Consider the following 17,211-nt stretch of genomic DNA (forward strand, 5'->3'; position numbering starts at 1 on the left):
TTGAATGGCGCTTCAATTGTCGTCCCGACAGTTAAGGATTTATCAACTTCAAATACAATCCTCTCAGCCATTTAAAATAATTGATCAATACTGGAAATTTGTTGCCAACAACACAATCTAAAAGAAACAGAATAGATGTCTTTTAACAATAAAGAAGTACTACTGGTTGCCAGCGGCGACCTGAGATTAGCGGCCAACCAGATTTGCTGGCCCGAGCAGGAAAAAGTGGAGCGTTTGCTTACCGAAGCGGTAGAAAAACTGGGCTTCACCGTAAAACGTGCTCACCCTTATGATGCAGCAAAAGGCCACGGTCTCATTGATTCTCAAAAAATGGGTATGGAAGTGTTCCGTAACCTTGATCCGGAGCAACCGCTGATGGTGGTAGAAAGCCTTTGGCAATATACCCATCACGTGCTGGCTGGCTTAACAACTCACAAAGGTCCTATTATTACCATTGCCAACTGGAGCGGTACTGCGCCAGGTTTGGTAGGTATGCTTAATATAAATGGTTCATTAGCTAAAGCAGGTGTAAACTTCAGCACCCTGTGGAGCGAGAACTTTGATGACGATTTCTTTATTGGCGGCCTGAAAACATGGCTGGAAAACGGCGAGGTAAAACACGATACCAGCCATATCAAAAGCCTGAGCAGCGTAACTATTCCTGTTGACGAGCTGAAACTGGGTAACGATTTTGCTGCCGAGTTTAAAAAGAACAAAGCCATTATGGGCGTGTTTGACGAAGGTTGCATGGGCATGTACAATGCCATTGTACCTGACGAATTGCTGCACCCAACCGGTTTGTTCAAAGAGCGCCTGAGCCAGTCTACCCTGTATGCTGCCATGCGTGAGGTTACTGATGCTGAGGCCCGCAAAGTTCTGGATTGGCTGCTGGCCAAAGGCATGCACTTTGAATGGGGTACAGACGGTGCGACCGAACTGACCGAAGCACAAACCCTGGAGCAATGTAAAATGTATATAGCCGCAGTGCGCCTGGCCGACGAGTTTGGCTGCAGCACTATCGGCATCCAATATCAGCAAGGTTTGAAAGACCTGGTGCCTGCCAGCGATTTGGTAGAAGGTTTACTAAATAACCAGGACCGCCCGCCGGTTTATGGCACTGATGGCCGCGAATTATATGCTGGTGAAGCATTGCCGCATTTTAACGAGGTTGACGAGTGTGCCGGAATTGATGCATTGGTAACCTATCAGCTGTGGAAACAACTGCGTATGCCAGGCGAAAATACACTGCATGATTTGCGTTGGGGCCAACATTACAAAGGCAACGGTGTGGATGATTTTGTTTGGGTGTTCCTCATCTCTGGTGCGGTACCTCCGGCGCATTTTGTTGGTGGTTATAAAGGCGCCAGCAGCGAGCGTCAGCCGGCTATGTATTTTAAACTGGGTGGCGGTAGCTTAAAAGGTGTAAGCAAACCAGGCGATATTGTTTGGAGCCGCATCTACGTAATGGACGGCGCCCTGCATGCCGATTTAGGTGTAGGTAAAAGCGTTGAACTGCCAGAAGAAGAAACTCAGCGCCGTTGGGAATCAACCACTTCGGTTTGGCCAATTATGCACGCTACGCTGAGCGGCGTGAGTCGCGATCAGATGATGGGTCGCCACAAGGCTAACCACATCCATGTAGTATATACAAATGATGAGGCTTCTGCGCACAAAGCCTGCCGTGTAAAGGCAGCAGCACTGGCCGGCCTGGGTATCCAGGTACATTTCTGCGGAAACGTAAATTTAAATTAATCAGAAAAGAGACTATGAACATTAAGAAATATATTGTAACGTTACTGTTACCAATTGTAAGTGTAGGAGCAGTTTCGGCGCAAGCCAAACAAAGTGAGGCCGATTATAACAAGGTGATCACCGAGCGTGCGGGCAAAATTGTAACCACTATCGGCGTAACCGATTCTGTTAAATTTAAAAAGGTGCGTGAGGTTATTGCCGATCAATATAAAGCATTGGGTACTATTCATGACGGTCGCAACGCCGAGGCAAAAGCCATTAAAGATGCCGCTGGCGTCGATAAGAATGCTGCTAACGCTAAGATTGCCGCTTTAGATAGCAGCGTAAACCAAAAACTGAGCGTGCTGCACAAAGAATACCTGACCAAATTAGGTAAACAACTTACGCCAGATCAAATTACAGCAGTAAAAAACGGCATGACGTTTAACGTGCTTAATGTAACCTATAATGCCTATATGGACGAACTGCCAAACCTTACCGAAGCGCAGAAAACCCAGATCATGGCATGGCTGGTAGAGGCCCGCGAGTTGGCTATCGATGCAGAATCTGCAAACAAAAAACACGAAGTGTTTGGCAAATACAAAGGCCGCATTAACAATTACCTGTCTAAACAGGGTTATGATATGAAAAAAGCAGGCGAAGAATGGCAGCAAAGAATCAAAGCGCGCCAGGAAGCCGCCGGTAAAGATAAAGGCTGATAAAGCCCTAGCTCCAATCCAAGTAAAATCCAACCAATAGTAATTAACCGAGTATGAATCTAAAAAACCAAACTGTATGAGAAGAATTCTCCTCATGTTTTCCGTGTTGCTTTTGTTAAGCAACGCGTTGTTTGCCCAAACCAGAACCATTTCAGGCGTGGTAACTGGTGAAAAAGGCGAGACCCTGCCGGGTGTAAGTATCCAGGTAAAGGGTAGCTCAAAAGGTACTACCACAGATATTGATGGTAAGTACTCAATTGTTGTAACTGATATGCAATCGGTAGTTATCACCGTTAAATATATCGGTTATACCTATCAGGAAAAGTCAGTTTCTGCAAATCAAAGAAATGCCGACTTTAAACTGGTCCCAACCGCAAGTAACCTTAACGAGGTAGTAATTACCGGTTACGGCGAGCAGAAAAAAGCCACATTGACCGGAGCGGTTTCTACCGTCGATCTGAAAAAAGTGGAAGATATCCCTGCATTAAGTGTCAGTGCAGCCCTTAAGGGTACTACAGTTGGCCTTAGTATATCAGGTGGTACTTCGCGACCTGGCCAGGGTACCACTATCGTTATCCGTAACCCGTCAAGCTATTCTAAAGACGGCCAGGGTATCACTCCGTTATATGTAATTGACGACATTATCCGTACCCAGGCTGACTTTGACGTTCTGGACATTAGCCAGATCGAAAACATCTCGGTACTGAAAGATGCTGAAGCAGCTATTTACGGTGTATTGGGTGCAAACGGTGTTATTTTGGTGCGTACCAAAAAAGGTAAAATGGGCGCTCCTAAGGTTAGCTTCAGCAGCTCAGTAGGTGCGGCTAATGCTACCACTTTGCCTAAAATGATGAACTCTGTACAATTAGCTACATGGGTGAATGATTATTATACCGGCAAATTGCAGATGCAAACTACACCAGGTGTTCCTAATAACGCCAGCTATTATGATGCTGATGGTTTCAAATATACCAATGGTGTTAAAACAACAGATCCTTCTCTGTCTACCTGGTATACTTCAGATGAGATGGCTTATTTTGCTAACCACAGCCACAACTATCTGCAAGAGGCTTTCAAAACCGCATATACAGAGCGTGAGGCCGTAAACATTAGCGGTGGTAGCGAAAAGACTACTTACTTTGTTGGTGGCGATTTTGTTAACGCCAATTCAAACTTTTCTGGTGTAAACTCTTACAAATACGGTTTAAGAGCAAACATTGAAACTAAACCAGCAACAGGTTTAACTATTTTGGCGTCATTAAGTACCGACGTTCAGTATAGCCGTAGCTACTGGTATAAACTGGCCAGTACTTCAGAAAGCTTAGATAATGATGCTGCTTCTTTAGAGAACGTACAGCCTTGGCAAGAGTATTTTATTAATAACAACCCTGTGTTATTGGTAAATGCTAACGGTGGTTATGATAACCTTAACTTCTTCCAGGTACAAAATTCAAACAACTTTACCCAGTCTAACTCAACTGCAACCAACTTGATGGGTAAAATTACTTATGAAATTCCTGGTGTTAAAGGTTTAACCGCTACTGCAACCATGAATAAGAACTTAAACTCTTCTAACAACAAGCAGTTCGGTACTTCATTCAACTATTATCAGTATGCTGGTACCGGTGCAAACAGCCACATTCCGGGCGGCGCACTTTTACAGGTTAAAAACGTAAGCAACGGCGACCGTGTGCGTTTAAACCCTGTTTTTGCTAACACTTATCAGTTAGATGCTGGTTTAAACTATAATCGCACTTTTGGTAAACATAGCATTAGCGCTACTGCTTTATATGAGCAGCGTGAGCAAAACGCGGAAGGCGTAGCAGCTGAGGCAGATGGTGTGGTATTAGGTGCATTACCTTATCAAACATTCACCGTTAGTACCCAAACCTCAAACCAGTCTTCACAAGTAAGCCAATTTGGTTTCCTTTCTTTCATATCGCGTTTAAATTACTCGTATGATAATAAATACCTGGTGCAGTTGGTATATCGTGCAGACGGTAGCTCAAGATTTGCAGACGGTAACAACTGGGGCGGTTTCCCATCTGCTTCAGTGGGTTGGGTGGCATCAGAAGAACCTTTCCTGAAAAATAAATTCACCTGGCTTGATCAGTTGAAATTCAGAGCTTCTGCCGGTTTAACAGGTACAGATAATACCAAAGCTTATCAATATCAGGCCAGCTATAAACTGGGTACCGGTAGCAGCGGTGGTGCTGTATTTGGCGAAGGTAACCGTAGCATCGGTATCCAAACAAACGTAGCTATCCCGAATACTGCTGTAACCTGGGATCACATCTTCAAAACCGATTACGGTATGGATGTGACTATGCTGAAAAGCCGTTTAAACTTAACCCTTGATTACTACTGGAACCACGGCTATGATATGTTGACCACACTGAGTTCATCAGTACCTGCTACAATTGGTGCTGCTGTACCAACAGAGAACTATAGCATCGTTAATATGTTCGGTTGGGAAGTTTCAGCTGGCTGGCGTGATCATATCGGTAGCAAGTTTACTTATAGCTTTACACCGTTCTTCGCTTGGTCTGATAACAAAACCATCCGTGCCGACGTATCTTCTGGTCTGATTGGCACCATTCAGGATCCTACCAATCGATCAAGTGATTTGGGATTCTATGGTTACCACTCTTTAGGTATCATCCGTACACAAGCTGATGCTGACGCTATCATCGCACAGCGTGCAGCAGCTGCAGGTGGCGCTGCCAACGTTAAAATCCAGGGTGATGCTGTTCAACCAGGTATGATCAACTATCAGGACGTAAACGGTGACGGTATCATTGATGCGAAAGACATGTATTACGTTAAAAACAAATCAAGCAACCACTACAATATGGGCTTGAACTGGAGCGTAGGTTACGGTCCGGTATACCTTAACGTAATTATGGGTCTGTCATGGGGTGGTTGGACTACTATGGATGGTATCAAACCATTTAACCAGTCAAGCTCTTCAACCGGCGCATCTATTGCAGATAACCGTCCGGTATGGTGGTCAGATCACTGGACTCCATCTAACACCAGCGCTAAATATCCTGCACCATATTTTACTAATAACTATACCCTTACATCAGATTTCTGGTTAGTTAGTGCCACTCAGTTCAACGTTACAAGCGCTAACTTGAGCTATAACATTCCAGCTGCATGGACCAAGAAAATTGGTATCTCAAGCGCAAGAGTATACTGTGTAGCTACAAACCCTATCCAGTTTATCAATCCGTTCCCGGATCACTATCGCGATTTCCAGACTAGTATGTATACCTACCCAAGTCTTAGAACAGTATCGCTGGGTATAAATGTTGGATTATAAAATATTCACAATCATGAGAAAAGTATTTGCAATCATTATATCAACCGGCGCAGCAGCACTGATGTTCAGTAGCTGTAAAAAAGTGCTGGACAAGCAAGATTTGGGTAACTTTACAGCTGCTCAGGTTTACAATGACTCAACTGTTGCCAAGTCAAGCATGGATTATATCTATAGCCAGAACCAGCCTAGCTGGTTCGGTAACTCTGGCGGTACCATCAGCGGTCAGTTAAGCGGTTTAACAGACGAGGCTTATTCTGACAACGCTTTTGTAAAAGGTACAGTTACTATCGAATCGGTTACTGATCTGGGTGCATCTGCAAGCAGCGGTAACTATACTAAAATTCGTACCATTAACATGTTTATCCGCGATATTAATGCGGGTACCATGGCAGATGGCGTTAAAGCGCGTTATAACGCTCAAGCTTATTTCTGGCGTGCTTACCGTTATTTTGAATTGGTAAAACTGTATGGTGGCGTGCCAATTGTAACTACCCCATTAGATGCTGTTGGCGACGAAGCAAAAAAAGCTGCTGCATTACCACGTAATACCACTACCGAAACATTTAACCAGATAGTGAGCGATTTGAACACTGCAATTGCTGCGCTTCCTATCAACTGGCCAAATACTGCTGATTACGGTCGCATTACCAAAGGCGCGGCACAAGCGTTCTTAGGTCGTGTATTGTTAACCTGGGCTAGCCCTCAGTTTAACGCCAGCAATGATCAGGCGCGTTGGCAGGCTGCTTATGATGCTAACACTGCTGCTATTGCAACCCTTACAACAGGTGGTTACGGCTTATACTCTAAATGGGATGTAAGCATGTGGACAACAGAAGGTGGTATCTCTGGTGGCAAACCAGGCAACCCTGAAGCAGTATTGGTTACTGAGTACAACACATCAACAACCGATATTTATCAGAACAATAACAGCTACACCGGCGGTACTATTCCAAAAAGCTTAGGTGGTAGTGGTAGCAACCAGCCTACCTGGGATTTAGCCCGTGCTTTCCCAATGAAAGATGGTAAAGATACGCTGACCTCTAAGTATGCTTATACTGCACAGAACTTCTACAACAACCGCGATCCTCGCTTCGCTCAGACTATTGCCTACAATGGCTGTAACTGGTCGTTAGAAGGTAACTCGGCTTATCGTCTGTGGACTTATTATTACTATAGTTCTGCAACTGCAGTTAAGTCAACCGAGTCATCTGCCAGCACCACCGGTCTGTACCTGCGTAAAGGTGTGGATCCGACCATTACTAACTCTAACCTTACCTATTCTGGTACCGACTGGATTGAGATTCGTTATGCCGAGGTATTGCTTAACCAGGCCGAAGCGGCTGCTGAACTGGGCCGTTTGGGTACTGCACAGGAGGCTTATGCCAACCTGATTGCTATCCGTAAAAGAGCTGGTATTGAAGCTGGTACCGACAACATGTATGGTTTAACTACTGGCATGAATCACGATCAGATGATTACAGCGATTATGAAAGAGCGCCAGATTGAGTTTGCTTTTGAAGGTAAACGCTACTGGGATCTGAGAAGAAGAAAATTGCTGGAAAGCACACTGAACGGTAAGAGAAGATCTGGTGTTGTATTTACGCTGGCTAAGAGCGGTACAAACTTCACCGATTATATCTTGAATACGCGTGATGCTTCTGCTAATACCAACCTTGATGCTATGTATAATACTACTGGTGCAGGTACCTTTGTGGTTTCAACCAAAACACTGGATACTTATAACATCGCATATCAAACTGCTGATTACTTCTTTGGTATTCCAACAACATCACTTAACAATAACGTTAACCTGGTGCAAAATAACACTTGGGGCGGTTCATTTGACCCAACCAAATAGTAAGTATATACATTACTTATATATCCAAAAGGGGGAGCATTTGCTCCCCCTTTTTTGTTTCAGGCAAACCGCCTTCTTTCCTATATCATTTTAACACAATTTTTACAAAGTAAATGGTTGTGTTTTGTAACCATTTTAGTGTGTTTTTTAGGCATATAGGCCATGTTTTATACCTGTTCTGTAACAACTGTGCGACACTGTCCTGCTCGCAAAGCTAAAAGTTGTGGCATGGTAAAATCATACAATAGTTAGTCAACATATTACATAAATCCGCATTTTTAAGCACGGATATTTGAAAAAGCATTAAATAAAAATCCAATTTAATACCTAAAGCCCCCAAGTTTAACCAACAGGTTTAGCACATTGTATCGTATTGCATTGTGTACCTGAGCGAGGGTCGCCCCAAACTGTTGCCAGTTCAGTATTAGGTTGACAATAATTTAAACGATGAGAAACAAATTCTTACCAATCTTGACTGTCGCCGCTGCGCTAACCGCGCAGGCCGCAATGGCGCAGTATCCACAAGTGCCGCAGGCCGTTCAACAGGCAAGCGCAGCTTTGATGAAACGTGCCCAGGCGCACTCAGACTCTGCATTTGCAGTAGCTATGCCTATCATTCAGGCAGATCGTGCTAAAGGCAAAATCTACGTGCCATGGGGCTCGCGCTCTACCGACTTTTTGCATGCTAAGATCCCTGCATTCCCGGGTGCTGAAGGTGGCGGCGCATGGACTATGGGCGGCCGTGGCGGTAAAGTAATCGTGGTAACCAACCTGAACGATGACGGTCCGGGCAGTTTACGCTGGGCTTGTGAGCAAGGTGGTGCACGTATCGTTGTATTTAACGTAGCTGGTATTATCCATATCAAAACTCCTATCAGTGTGCGTGCTCCGTACATCAGCATTGAAGGTCAAACCGCTCCTGGCGATGGTGTTTGTGTGGCTGGCGAATCATTCTGGGTAGATACTCATGATGTGGTTATCCGCTACATGCGTTTCCGTCGTGGCGAAACTAACGTAGGTCGCAGAGATGATGCTATCGGTGGTAATCCGGTAGGTAACATCATTATTGACCACGTATCGGCTAGCTGGGGTCTGGACGAAAACATGTCGATGTACCGTCACATGTTCGATCCGCAAGACGGCTCTAAAGAGCAGAAACTGCCAACTGCTAACATCACTACCCAAAACTGTATTTACTCAGAATCACTGGATTACTGGAACCACGCTTTCGGTAGCACAACCGGTGGCGAGAACAGCTTATTAACCCGTAATCTTTGGGCTGATAACACCGGCCGTAACCCATCAGTAGGTGAGAACGGTGTATATAACTTCATCAACAACGTGGTATTTAACTGGGATCACCGCTCAATGGACGGTGGCGATTACACCACTAACTACAACGTTATCAACAACTACTTCAAACCAGGTCCGGTTACGCCTAAAGACGCTCCGGTTGGTCACCGTATCCTGAAACCAGAGTCAGGCCGCAGCAAGCTGAAAGAAAAATATTTCGGTCGCGTGTATGCATCTGGTAACATCATGGAAGGCTACCCGGAAGTAACCAAAGATCCGTGGAATGGCGGTATCCAGGTTGATGACGGTCATGGCGAATTGAAAGATGCAGGCAAATACAAAGACGTTATGAAATCTGACGTTCCGTTCTACATGCCGCCATTAGATCATATCATGACTGCACAGGAAACTTACAAATATGTTGTTGCTAACGCAGGTGCTACACTGCCGGTGCGTGACGCGGTAGACAAACGTATTACCGAGCAGGTTCGTACCGGTAAAATTGCTTACGATAGCAAAATCAACACCGATACTGTATTCCAGTTCAAAGTGCGTAAACTGCCTAAAGACTCTTACAAATTAGGTATCATCACTGCTCCTTGGCAGGTAGGCGGTTACCCTAACTACCAGGGTACCCCTTACAAAGACACAGACGGTGACGGTTTGCCAGACGCATGGGAAGTTGCTCACGGCTTGAACCCGAAAGATCCTAAAGACAGCGCATTGCCAGCTAAAAACGGCGGTGGCTATAGCAATATCGAAGTTTGGCTGAACACTGTTGCAGCTAAAGGCGAAAAACCATTAGCATCATTGAAATAATAATTGAAGATGCGTAAAAGAAATCTCCATCAAATAATTTGGTTGATAACAGGGTGTGTGCTGATGCACACACCCTTGTTTGCACAGGACAAAAAAAAACCTGTTAAACCAGTACCTCCGCTTGTTTACAGCAAAGGCAAATTAGAATATAACGCAGCCCCAAATGGCGATCGCGTTCCTGATTATTCTTACTGCGGGTACATGGCTTCTGAGAAAGCTATTCCGGATGCTCCTGTTAAAGTAGTAGTTCCTGTAAAACCGGGCGATGCTACGTTGCGTATCCAATCAGCATTAGATTATGTAGCAACATTACCGGCCGATGCCAATGGCATCCGTGGTGCGGTATTGTTAGATAAAGGTACTTACCAGGTAAACGGTAGCCTCAAGATCAATGCGGCTGGCGTAGTATTACGCGGCAGTGGCATGGGTACAGATGGTACCGTATTGGTAGGTGCAGGCTTAGACCGCGCAACCTTGATACAGGTAGCAGGTAAGGATGATCGCCGGAAGGCATCGGAGGTAAAGATTAGTGATGGATATGTACCTGTAAACGCATTAACTTTTCATGTGGCTTCGGCAAACGGATTAAAAGCTGGCGATAACATCAGCATCCGCAGGCCAAGTACACAAAAATGGATCGAAACTTTAGGTACCGTTACTTTTGGCGGTGGCCTGAGTGCGCTGGGCTGGAAACCAGGCGAGCACGATCTGCATTTTGACCGCAAGGTGGTAGCTGTTAATGGTAACGAGGTTACTATTGATGCACCGCTTACAACAGCATTAGATACCGCCTTTGGTGGCGGCTTTGTTGCCCGTTATGATTGGCCGGGCCGCATTAGCCAGGTGGGTGTAGAAAACCTGTGCCTAAACTCGGTTTACGATGCTGCTAACCCTAAAGACGAAGCACACCGCTGGATGGCGATTACTATGGCGAGCGTGAGCGATGCCTGGGTACGCCAGGTAACGTTTATGCACTTTGCCGCTTCTGCAGTGTTTGTGCTGGAGACCGGTAACCGTATTACCGTGCAGGATTGTCGCTCACTGGCACCGGTATCTGAAATTGGTGGTCAGCGTCGCAATACGTTCTGGACTATGGGTGGTCAAACCCTGTTCCAGCGTTTATATTCAGACGAAGGTTTCCATGATTATGCAACAGGCTTCTGTGCACCAGGCCCTAATGCCTTTGTGCAGTGCCAGGCTACACGCTCATACAGCTTTAGCGGTGCTATTGACAGCTGGGCATCGGGCGTGTTGTTCGACGTAGTATCGATTGATGGCAAACCACTCAGTTACAAAAACCGCGAGCAAGATGGTCAGGGTGCCGGCTGGGCTGCTGCTAACAGCACGTTCTGGAACTGTACCGCATCTCGCATCGACTGTTATAAACCGCCAACCGCACAAAACTGGTCATTCGGTTCATGGGCGCAATTTGGCGGCGATGGTTACTGGGAAGAGTCAAACAGCAGCATCAATCCGCGTAGCTTTTACTATGCGCAGCTAGCTAATCGCTTAGGTAAAGATGTAAGCAAGCAAGCAGCTATATTGATGATTGCAAGCGAACCATCAAGCAGCCCAACTATAGAACAAGCTGCCGAGCTGATGAAACAGGCTCGTATGAAAGCTACCACTGTTAACGATTGGATTGGCAGCGCACCAACCCGCGACCCAATTTCGGTTGCTGCAGGCGGCGCAAAAACTATCGATCAGATTGGTGTTAAAGCTCCTGTTGCACCAGCTCTTGCTCCTAAAATGCAGGTGCTTAACGGCTGGCTGGTACGTGGTAACACCGTACTGCAAGGTCGTCATTTTGAAGCACCGTGGTGGAACGGTACCGTACACCCTGATTATATTGACAAAACAGCTAAGCCTGATGTTACCCGTTGGGTACCAGGTCGCACCGGTACCGGTTTAACCGATGACCTGACTGCCGTGGCCGATTGGATGCAGGCCAGTCACACCATCGCGTTAGCACATAACTACGGCTTGTGGTATGACCGTCGTCGTGATGACCACGAGCGTATCCACCGCGAGGATGGCGATGTTTGGCCTCCGTTCTACGAGATGCCTTTTGCCCGCAGCGGTAAAGAAACTGCGTATGATGGTTTGAGCAAATACGATCTGACCAAATACAACCCATGGTACTGGAGCCGCCTGAAACAGTTTGCAGATCTGGCCGATGAGCGCGGATTTGTACTGATCCATCAAAACTACTTCCAACACAACATTATTGAGGCTGGTGCTCACTATACCGATTTTACATGGCGCACCGCCAACAACATTAACGGCACCGGTTTCCCAGAGCCTGTTAACTACGCGGGCGACAAACGCCAGTTTATGGCCGAGCAGTTTTATGATGAGAAAGATCCGGCCCGCCGTAAATACCACATCGCTTACATTAACAAATGTCTGGACAATTTTGTCGATAACAACGGCGTGATCCAGTACATCAGTGCCGAGTATACCGGTCCGCTGCATTTTGCAGAGTTCTGGGTAGAAACCATTAAAGCCTGGGAAGCTGCTCATAAAAAGAAAGAAGTTATTGGCCTGAGCACTACCAAAGATGTGCAGGACGCCATTCTGGCTAACCCGGCTCTGGCGCCAACCATCAACGTAATTAATATTGAGTATTGGTATTATGAGGGCAGCGGTAAACTGTATGCCCCAATTGGCGGCCAGAGTTTAGCGCCACGCCAGCAGGAACGTATTTTCCACCCTAAAGCCAGCAACTTTGAGCAGGTATACCGTGCCGTGCATGACTATACCACCAAATATCCTGACAAGGCGGTAATCTACAATGCCGATGGCTTTGAGCACTTTGGTTGGGCGGTGTTTATTGCAGGCGGTTCATTACCGGTACTGCCGGCCGCTACCGATAAACAGTTCTTGTCCGACGCATCTGGCATGAAGCCGGTTGAACTGCCGGGCGCGCCTAAAAATCAATGGGCTATAGGGAATACTAAGGGAATGATTGTCTATGCCAGTGGCGGTGAGGCTGTTAAGCTGAATCTGGCCAATGGAACCAATTATACTGCAAAATGGATTGAGCCTCGCACCGGTGCTGCAACAACAGCTGAGCAGGTGAAAGGCGGCAGCGGCGTGGAAATAAAACCCGCCAGAAGCGGTGATGCCGTTTTGTGGTTAACCCGAAACTAAAACCTGATATGATAAAAAAAACCTTAATGGCAGCTTTGGCTGCCTTTTTATGCTTAACCGGGGCTGATGCACAGCAGCTGCCCGCACTAAAGGTATCGGCCAACCATCGTTTTTTTACGGCTGATGATAAACCGTTTTTCTGGCTGGGCGATACCGGCTGGCTGCTGTTTTCAAAGCTAACCCGCGAAGAAGCAGATCAATACCTGGATACCCGCGCCAAACAAGGCTTTAACGTGGTACAGGTAATGGTGGTGCATAGCATAAAAGAAGTGAATGCCTACGGTGATTCTGCCTTGACCGGCAAGAACATCGCCACACCCAAAGTTACTCCGGGCAATGATCCCACCAAGAAAGCTGAATATGATTACTGGGATCATGTAGATTACATTGTTAACAAAGCGGCCGAGAAAGGCCTGTATGTGGCCATGGTGCCGGTATGGGGTTCGGTAGTGGAGTCGAGCAAAATTGGTCCGGAGGCGGCAACTAAATATGCTACTTTTTTGGCCGAGCGTTATAAGGATCACACCAATGTGATCTGGATGGACGGCGGCGATATTGCCGGATCGCTGTTCAACTCTACCTGGAACGCTATTGGTAGTACGTTGAAGCAGTTGAATCCAAATCATTTGGTTACCTACCACCCGCGTGGTCGTACCCAGTCATCAACCTGGTTTCATAACCAGAGCTGGTTGGATTTTAATACATTTCAATCGGGCCACCGCACCTACGCGCAGGATACCTCTAAGAACGAGAAGCTGCACTATGGTGAAGACAACTGGCGTTATGTTAATGTAGATTATAATCTGAAGCCAACCAAGCCAACCCTGGATGCCGAACCATCATACGAGCGCATCCCATGGGGGCTGCACAATATCAAATTACCATTATGGACCGACGCCGATGTGCGCCGTTATGCATACTGGTCGGTTTTTGCCGGCGGTTGCGGTTACACCTATGGTAACAACGATGTAATGCAGATGCACAAAGACAACGACTCGAAGGTGGGCGCTTATGGCTCAACCCAAATGTGGTATAAATCCATCAACAATCTAGGTGCACAGCAAATGCAGTGGGTTAAAAAGCTGATGCTGTCTCGCCCTTATTTTGAGCGCGTGCCAGATCAGAGCATGGTGGCAGGTTCACTCGGTGTAAAATATAACCGCCTGCTGGCTACCCGTGGTAAAAACTACGCCTTTGTATACACCTACAACGGCCGCAACTTTACCGTGAATGCCACCAAACTGGAGGGTGCTAAAGTGAAAGCCTCGTGGTACAATCCGCGCACGGGCGAGAGCACCACTATTGGTACGATGACCAAAGGCGCTGCCATGAAATTCAACCCTCCGGGCGAGCAGAAGAATGGTAACGACTGGGTGTTGGTATTGGATTCGATATAGTTCAAAAATAAATAAACTGTTTGTCATTGCGAGGAACGCGAAAGACTGAGCAAGAGGGTGACGAGGCAATCTCGTCACATGGATAATAAAGCGACGAGATTGCTTCGTCGTTCCTCCTCGCAATGACAATGTTTTAAAATGAAACACACTATTAAACATATCTTCCTACTGATGGCCGCTGCAGTCATGCTGGCCTCCTGTAAAACGGGCAGAAGCGTTTACGTTTCTACCTCGTTCCATGAGCCTGCGGATAGTGGCTTGCGCTTTATCTACAGTAAAGACGGTTATCATTGGAACGATCTTAACCACATCTTCCTGAAACCGGAAGCTGGTAAAGCCAAGATCATGCGCGATCCATCCATCACCCGTGGTAAAGATGGTATCTTCCGCCTGGTGTGGACCACCGGCTGGAAAGGCGATCAAGGCATTGGTTACGCGTCATCGCCAGACCTGATCCACTGGTCGGCACAGCAGCATATCGATGTAATGAGTTACGAGCCGACGACGGTGAACGCCTGGGCACCTGAAATTTTTTATGATGACGAGCAGGACCGATTTATCATTGTATGGGCATCATGCATCCCCGGCCGTTTCCCGAAAGGGCAGGAGGACGCGGACAACAACCATCGTCTGTACTACACCATCACCAAAGATTTCAAAACTTTTAGTCCGACTAAACTTTTCCTCGATCCCGGTTTCAGCGTGATTGATGCTGAGATTGTGAAACGTGGCAAAGGCGATTATGTGCTGGTGATGAAAGATAACACCCGTCCTAACCGCAACATCCTGGTGGCTTTTGCCAATAATCCAATTGGCCCGTATCATGACTATACTTCGCGTTTTACAGAGAAGTTCAGCGAAGGTCCATCGGCTATTAAAGTGGGCAACAACTGGCTCATTTATTATGATTCGTACGATCTGAAAAGATACGGCGCTATCAGCACCCCCGATTTTAAAACTTTTACCAATATATCAGACAGCGTGAGCGTGCCTAAAGGGCATAAGCATGGCACCCTCTTTAAGATCACTCCTAAAGAATTAAACCAATTGCTAAAAGCCACGCCTAAATAAAATATAATGATGAAGAAAGCGATTTGCTTATTTTCCCTTGCCCTGGCGGCGCAGCTGGCCTGCGCGCAGGATACCGTGCGTTACGTTGGTAACACGGTTTCAAATGTTGATTATCATAACGGACAGTTGACTCCGGCAGTTGGCGTGCACAACATGCAGATCTTCCGCGCTAACCGCGAGCATCCTGAAGAGGCTGATGGTTTTGGTTTTACCTATAACCACGCGCCCATGTTGGCCTACTGGCATAACACTTATTATGTAGAATACCTAAGCGATAAGGTAGGCGAGAGCGTTCCGCCGGGCCATACGCTGATGATTACTTCTAAAGACGGCGAAAACTGGTCAAAACCAAAAGAGATTTTCCCAATCTATCGTATTCCTGACGGTACTACCAAGCCAGGTGTTGAAGGCGTTGCCAAAAACCTGGACGCAGTGATGCACCAGCGTATGGGTTTTTATACCGCAAAATCTGGTCGCCTGCTGGTATTGGGTTTCTATGGCATTTGTCTGGATGCACATGATGACCCGAATGACGGCCTGGGTATCGGTCGCGTGGTGCGCGAGGTGCTGCCAAACGGAGAGTACGGACCGATTTATTTCGTTCATTACAACCCAAAATGGAACGAGAGCAATACCTCTTTTCCTTTCTACAAAAAAAGCAAAGACAAAGGCTTTATACAGGCTTGTGATGAGCTGATGGCTAACCCGCTGATGATGATGCAATGGGTAGAAGAAACCGATAAAAAAGATCCGCTTATCCCGCTGCATAAAGATTATAAAGCGTTTAACTTTTATCACCTGCCTGACGGCCGTGTGGTTGGTTTATGGAAATATGCCTTGACTGCCATTAGTACCGATAATGGTAAAACCTGGCCTGAAAATGCTGCACGCGCGCCGCGTTTTGTAAACTCCAATGCTAAAATCTGGGGTCAGCGCACTTCAGATGGTAAATACTCAACCGTTTACAATCCTTCGGAGTTTCGCTGGCCGCTGGCTGTTTCTGTGAGCGATGATGGTTTGAACTATAAAAACCTGTTGCTGGTAAACGGCGAGATTACCAGTCTGCGTTACGGGGGCAACTACAAATCATACGGCCCGCAATATACCCGTGGTATTATTGAGGGTAACGGCGTAATCCCAGGCGGTAAAGAGTGGGTTACCTATAGCATGAACAAAGAGGATATCTGGGTAACATCAATCCCGGTGCCTATCGTTAGCGAGGTAACTGCCCAGGCTAACGAGGATTTTAACGCCCTGCCAGCCGGTAAAGAACTGGACCAGTGGAACACCTACAGCGGCCTGTGGTGCCCCGCCAAAATTGACAAAGCGCCTGATGGCTCTAAAGCTCTTGCACTGAAAGACTGGGATCCGTTTGATTATGCCAAGGCAGAGCGTGCCATCCCGGCTAATAAAAAAGTGGAGACTGAGTTTACCATCATCCCCGGCCAGAACAATACTGGTATGCTGGATATTGAGTTTCAGGATGAGCGGGGTACACCGGCCATCCGTTTAACTATCGACTCGACCGGCCAATTCAAAGCCAAGGTAGGTTATCGCGATAAAAACTTCTTTAAATACCAGCCGAATGAGGTTTGCCACGTGAGCGTGAAACTGAATACTGACACGCGTTTTTACACCGTAAACGTGAACGGTAAAGACGTGCTGACCAGCCTGTTTTTTGCCCCCGTATTGAAAGTGAGCCGCGTGGCCTTCCGTACTGGCGGTGTGCGCCGTTTCCCGGATGCTGATACCCCGACTGATCAGATGTATGATCTGAAAAACCCGGGAGAGAAGGCTAAACCGGCTGCTTATTATATCAAATCGTTTAAATCAAGCACTTATTAA

General features: G+C 46.7%; 9 protein-coding genes. All 9 read left to right on the top strand.

What is annotated here, in order from left to right; genetic code table 11:
* Nucleotides 1-135 precede the first annotated feature (135 nt).
* The 9 genes from ABZR88_RS01010 (at nt 136) to ABZR88_RS01050 (ending at nt 17,211) form a co-directional block, all read left to right on the top strand.
* Nucleotides 136-1,752 carry a fucose isomerase gene (locus ABZR88_RS01010; protein WP_107829245.1) on the top strand — a complete coding sequence of 539 codons (1,617 nt, stop codon included), beginning with the start codon at nt 136-138 and terminating at the stop codon, nt 1,750-1,752.
* 14 nt (nt 1,753-1,766) lie between these two features.
* Nucleotides 1,767-2,450 (top strand): DUF3826 domain-containing protein, encoded by a 684-nt coding sequence (locus ABZR88_RS01015; protein ID WP_107829244.1) that lies wholly within the window; start codon nt 1,767-1,769, stop codon nt 2,448-2,450.
* 76 nt (nt 2,451-2,526) lie between these two features.
* The gene (locus ABZR88_RS01020) at nt 2,527-5,775 is read left to right on the top strand and encodes a SusC/RagA family TonB-linked outer membrane protein (RefSeq protein ID WP_107829243.1); all 3,249 of its coding nucleotides are present in this window, start codon (nt 2,527-2,529) and stop codon (nt 5,773-5,775) included.
* Between the two features lie 13 nt (nt 5,776-5,788).
* On the top strand, nt 5,789-7,633 hold the full coding sequence (locus ABZR88_RS01025) for a RagB/SusD family nutrient uptake outer membrane protein (RefSeq protein WP_107829422.1): 1,845 nt from the start codon (nt 5,789-5,791) through the stop codon (nt 7,631-7,633).
* Between the two features lie 447 nt (nt 7,634-8,080).
* Nucleotides 8,081-9,745: a thrombospondin type 3 repeat-containing protein gene (locus tag ABZR88_RS01030; RefSeq protein ID WP_107829242.1), complete on the top strand. Its 1,665-nt coding sequence runs from the start codon at nt 8,081-8,083 to the stop codon at nt 9,743-9,745.
* 201 nt (nt 9,746-9,946) lie between these two features.
* Entirely contained in the window at nt 9,947-12,898 is a 2,952-nt protein-coding gene (locus tag ABZR88_RS01035; RefSeq protein ID WP_146166559.1) for a DUF6298 domain-containing protein, read from the top strand.
* 8 nt (nt 12,899-12,906) lie between these two features.
* On the top strand, nt 12,907-14,295 hold the full coding sequence (locus ABZR88_RS01040; protein WP_107829240.1) for a glycoside hydrolase family 140 protein: 1,389 nt from the start codon (nt 12,907-12,909) through the stop codon (nt 14,293-14,295).
* A gap of 171 nt (nt 14,296-14,466) precedes the next feature.
* Entirely contained in the window at nt 14,467-15,366 is a 900-nt protein-coding gene (locus tag ABZR88_RS01045; RefSeq protein WP_245917069.1) for a glycoside hydrolase family 43 protein, read from the top strand.
* Nucleotides 15,367-15,372: 6 nt separating this feature from the next.
* Complete coding sequence (locus ABZR88_RS01050) at nt 15,373-17,211, top strand: exo-alpha-sialidase (RefSeq protein WP_245917068.1); 1,839 nt, start codon at nt 15,373-15,375, stop codon at nt 17,209-17,211.

It is taken from the genome of Mucilaginibacter yixingensis (assembly GCF_041080815.1).
GTDB classification, from domain to species: domain Bacteria; phylum Bacteroidota; class Bacteroidia; order Sphingobacteriales; family Sphingobacteriaceae; genus Mucilaginibacter; species Mucilaginibacter yixingensis.

Excerpts from the sequence above, each read along its gene's own strand:
- ABZR88_RS01025 (WP_107829422.1), top strand. The coding sequence starts at position 5,789 with ATGAGAAAAGTATTTGCAATCATTATATCAACCGGCGCAGCAGCACTG.
- ABZR88_RS01050 (WP_245917068.1), top strand. The coding sequence starts at position 15,373 with ATGATGAAGAAAGCGATTTGCTTATTTTCCCTTGCCCTGGCGGCGCAG.
- ABZR88_RS01020 (WP_107829243.1), top strand. The coding sequence starts at position 2,527 with ATGAGAAGAATTCTCCTCATGTTTTCCGTGTTGCTTTTGTTAAGCAAC.
- ABZR88_RS01030 (WP_107829242.1), top strand. The coding sequence starts at position 8,081 with ATGAGAAACAAATTCTTACCAATCTTGACTGTCGCCGCTGCGCTAACC.
- ABZR88_RS01045 (WP_245917069.1), top strand. The coding sequence starts at position 14,467 with ATGGCCGCTGCAGTCATGCTGGCCTCCTGTAAAACGGGCAGAAGCGTT.
- ABZR88_RS01010 (WP_107829245.1), top strand. The coding sequence starts at position 136 with ATGTCTTTTAACAATAAAGAAGTACTACTGGTTGCCAGCGGCGACCTG.
- ABZR88_RS01035 (WP_146166559.1), top strand. The coding sequence starts at position 9,947 with ATGGCTTCTGAGAAAGCTATTCCGGATGCTCCTGTTAAAGTAGTAGTT.
- ABZR88_RS01040 (WP_107829240.1), top strand. The coding sequence starts at position 12,907 with ATGATAAAAAAAACCTTAATGGCAGCTTTGGCTGCCTTTTTATGCTTA.
- ABZR88_RS01015 (WP_107829244.1), top strand. The coding sequence starts at position 1,767 with ATGAACATTAAGAAATATATTGTAACGTTACTGTTACCAATTGTAAGT.